At 39.7% G+C, this 2,358-nt stretch carries 4 protein-coding genes and 1 pseudogene; 4 read left to right on the top strand and 1 reads right to left on the bottom strand.

The window, feature by feature from the left end:
• Positions 1–221, bottom strand: a pseudogene (locus AC33VI_RS09485) (alcohol dehydrogenase); the annotation flags it as partial.
• A gap of 4 nt (positions 222–225) precedes the next feature.
• Between AC33VI_RS09485 and AC33VI_RS09480 the strand changes: the two are divergent.
• The 4 genes from AC33VI_RS09480 to AC33VI_RS09465 form a co-directional block, all read left to right on the top strand.
• Positions 226–654: a RidA family protein gene (locus AC33VI_RS09480; protein ID WP_491782021.1), complete on the top strand. Its 429-nt coding sequence runs from the start codon at positions 226–228 to the stop codon at positions 652–654.
• A 132-nt stretch (positions 655–786) separates the two neighbouring features.
• A complete protein-coding gene (locus AC33VI_RS09475; protein WP_491782022.1) occupies positions 787–981 on the top strand; it encodes a transposase in 195 nt (64 codons plus the stop codon).
• A 185-nt stretch (positions 982–1,166) separates the two neighbouring features.
• A complete protein-coding gene (locus tag AC33VI_RS09470; RefSeq protein ID WP_491782020.1) occupies positions 1,167–1,829 on the top strand; it encodes a class I SAM-dependent methyltransferase in 663 nt (220 codons plus the stop codon).
• 55 nt (positions 1,830–1,884) lie between these two features.
• Positions 1,885–2,358 (top strand): alkaline phosphatase PhoX (locus AC33VI_RS09465; protein WP_491782019.1); only part of this gene is annotated, 474 nt, incomplete at its 3' end.

Raw genomic sequence — 2,358 nt, 5'->3', positions numbered from 1 at the left:
GCTTCTACCCCCAAGTCAATTGGCGGTGTCTCGCTAAAATAGGGTATCTTCCCTTTACACAGCAAAGTATCAAAACCTGCATTTACTCCCGCAAACTTATTGCGAATCAAAATTTGATTATCAGCAGGTTCGGGAATTTTCGACTCGATAATTTCAACAGCAGAGTGAAAATCCTTGCTAAAATTCTTGGCAACTAATTTTTTATAAGTCTGGGAATTCATAAAGATGGGCAATACTCGCGAAGTTATTATTCCTCCAGGGATGGAAATCCTCTACGAAAAGTACCATTACTGTCCTGGGATTAAGGTGGGCAATACTTTATATATATCAGGACAAGTAGGCAGGGATGAAAATTTACAGGTAGTAGAGGATACTGAAGCCCAATTTGTCCAGGCATTCGAGAATGTAAGTAAGGTACTAACAGCAGCAGGAGCAAGTTTTGATGATGTGGTCGAGATGATTACTTACCATGTCACAGGAGCAAATGTAGCCGAAAACCAGCAGTTAACTATTCCCCATCTGCCTCTATTTATCCAAGTAAAAGATCGTTATTTTACTAATAAATATCCTACTTGGACAGGTGTGGGAGTGACTGGTTTATCTACTCCAGGATTAATTGTTGAGATCAAGTGTACGGCAGTTCTCGATCATTGAGATTAGACAAAAAGGAAATTGATAAACTCATCAATACAACGAGAAAAATTTTGGTCGATTAATAACTTTGAAATTATACAAGTCATATTTAGAGACTGTTCGTAAAATATTGTAAATAGAGAGATAAATTGAATTATCCAAGAAGGATTTATTGTTGCCCCCTGGCGATGGGTTGCTGAGAGAACTTTCTCGTGGCTCGATAAATCTCGTCGCTTATGTCGGGATTACGAGGTACTTCCTGAAAATCACGAAGCTGTGGTTTATATCGTGATGATTCGGCTTATGTTAAGACGACTGACTGATAATCGGCGAAAAAGAAAGGCTTAATCCTCTTCTTCATCTAAGTTTACGAACAGTCTCTAAAGTTACCGAGTCAGGAGAAATTATTTTGACGGCATATCGCACGAATAACTTAGGAGATGTACCAAGGCAAAAAATAAGTCCTTGCCAAGCATAAAACAAATTCAACGAAGATCTACAATGAGCGTATTTTATTCAAAGCAGTCAAAAAGATGGAGAAAAATAGTCTAATATCGAACGAAAAAATATATAAATATTTACTTTCAGTCTCTTTAAAAGAAACCGCAATATTAACTAAATTGCGTCGAGAAACAGACTTCCATCGAGCCAAAATAATGCAAATTTCTCCCGATCAAGGGCAGTTTATGGCATTACTAATTAAATTATTAGGGGCGAAAAAAACTCTCGATATTGGCGTATTTACAGGATATAGCTCTTTGGTAGTCGCCCTAGCATTACCCGAAGATGGCAAAGTTGTAGCTTGCGATCGCGATCCAGAAGCCACAGCTATTGCCCGTCGCTATTGGCAAGAAGCAGGAGTGGCAGACAGGATTGATTTTCGCCTCGCCCCAGCCTTAGATACTCTCGACGCATTAATTACCGCAGGAGAAACAGGTACTTTTGATTTTGCCTTTATCGATGCTGATAAAAGAAATTACGATAACTATTACGAACGTTGTTTGACTCTCTTGCGCTCGGGAGGCATGATTGCGATCGATAATGTATTGTGGTTTGGTAGAGTAGCCGATCCTGAAGATACGGACAAAAGAACAGTCGCCATTCGAGAATTCAATCAAAAAGTATATCAAGACAGCAGAGTGGAAATTTCTATGCTGCCAATCGCCGATGGTTTAACTTTAGCCGTCAAGAAATAAATCTAAATCTTGCAGATTTAAGTTATATTATCGATTGTTGTCAGAGGATTTAGTCGTGTCTTTATCTAGACGAAAACTCTTTTCATTGGCGGGTGTCGGTATTGGCGGAGCATTTTTAGCAGTACCTCTGAAGAATTTATATGCTAATTTAGCTGCAGGCAAAGAAACTTTTGCCAGTCGCATCGGGGAATTGGTTCCCGATCCTCAAGGAATCTTAGATTTACCTCCAGGGTTTCAATATAAGGTTCTTTCTCGCGTGGGGGAAGAAATGAACGATGGCTATTTAGTACCCAACCAACACGACGGCATGGCGGCTTTTAAGGGTCAACAAGGACAGACTATTCTAGTCAGAAATCATGAAATTAGTCCTTTACAAGGGGTCAATAATTATGGAGACAAAATTCCTCAATACGATCGCACTTGTCCTGGGGGAACTACTACTATAATTGTCGATGGCGATCGCAATTTAATTAAACACTATCTTTCTTTAGCTGGCACAAACCGTAATTGCGCGGGAGGTACTACCCCT

The sequence above is a fragment of the Waterburya sp. genome (assembly GCF_058530065.1).
This window is presented reverse-complemented; position numbering and strand designations above follow the sequence as displayed.

Coding starts and splice junctions, on each gene's coding strand:
- AC33VI_RS09480 (WP_491782021.1), top strand. CDS start 226: ATGGGCAATACTCGCGAAGTTATTATTCCTCCAGGGATGGAAATCCTC.
- AC33VI_RS09470 (WP_491782020.1), top strand. CDS start 1,167: ATGGAGAAAAATAGTCTAATATCGAACGAAAAAATATATAAATATTTA.